Below are 805 nucleotides of genomic sequence, written 5' to 3'. Positions count from 1 at the left end.
GATTGCGGAGCAATCACCGAGAACCCACCCAGGCGTTATGAATAACAAAGGCCGCTCCAGAAATGGGGCGGCCTTTTTGCATAGTTTAGTATCCACTCCTTGGAACAAACCCACCGACTTACAGTCGGTCGCTTTCTTCCATATGGTTCAGATAATTATGCCGCGCCCCTGACTGCGCAATGCCTGCTCCGTTTGAGACATTCGCGGCTTGACCGCCGGAGGTGAGGTATCCGACGCCCGCACCCAGCAATTGGGCCTGTGCGCCGATGTCTTTTTCCCAAGCTGCGTGGACGGCGGCGTAGTCCTCATCCGACTGCCCAGGCTGCCGCTTGGGCGCGCCGTCCTGCAGACCCGCAAAGACCGACTGGGCGATGGCGCTGGCCGCGCCAGAGCCGCAGCTGCCGCCTAAAGCTTCGCCCGCCGCACAGCCAACAACCCGTGCAGGGCGTCGTGTTCAAAGCTGCCCTCGCCAAGTTCCAGATCACCAACCCCATCGTGCACATCGGCCATCGTCAGGTTAATCGCAGAGCTTTTCATGTTCGCCGCGTTGCCGTCCACGGACAGATGCCCAAGCGCAGGCGTCGTCAGCGTCAGCAGCCACAAGAGAAACTGCGCGAAGAAAAGACGGACCGTGGTCATGGGATTAGACTGGCACAACGGCGCGCGGATGGCCATGATCGCTAGCTTCATCGGCAACCCGCATTTCGGCAAAAGTTATGCTGTTAACCTCTGTCCGTCATCAAATGGTTTGAGACAAATGGCGTTTTGACTTTGAAGAGTTATCGCTCATCTGGTTTTAGTTAAG

Annotated in this window: 1 protein-coding gene; it reads right to left on the bottom strand. The window is 57.6% G+C overall.

Annotated features, from left to right (window positions below; genetic code table 11):
- Positions 1-405: 405 nt before the first annotated feature.
- Positions 406-690 carry a hypothetical protein gene (locus ACJ5NV_RS20420; RefSeq protein ID WP_411646719.1) on the bottom strand — a complete coding sequence of 95 codons (285 nt, stop codon included), beginning with the start codon at positions 688-690 and terminating at the stop codon, positions 406-408.
- Between the last annotated feature and the right edge of the window lie 115 nt (positions 691-805).

Source organism: Loktanella agnita (assembly GCF_046640325.1).
Lineage (GTDB): Bacteria > Pseudomonadota > Alphaproteobacteria > Rhodobacterales > Rhodobacteraceae > Yoonia > Yoonia agnita.
The sequence above is the reverse complement of the archived record's forward strand: the minus strand, read 5'-3'. Positions and strand labels throughout refer to the sequence as shown.

Bases quoted from the DNA above. Each gene is read 5' to 3' on its own strand.
- ACJ5NV_RS20420 (WP_411646719.1), bottom strand. From the start codon at position 690: ATGAAGCTAGCGATCATGGCCATCCGCGCGCCGTTGTGCCAGTCTAAT.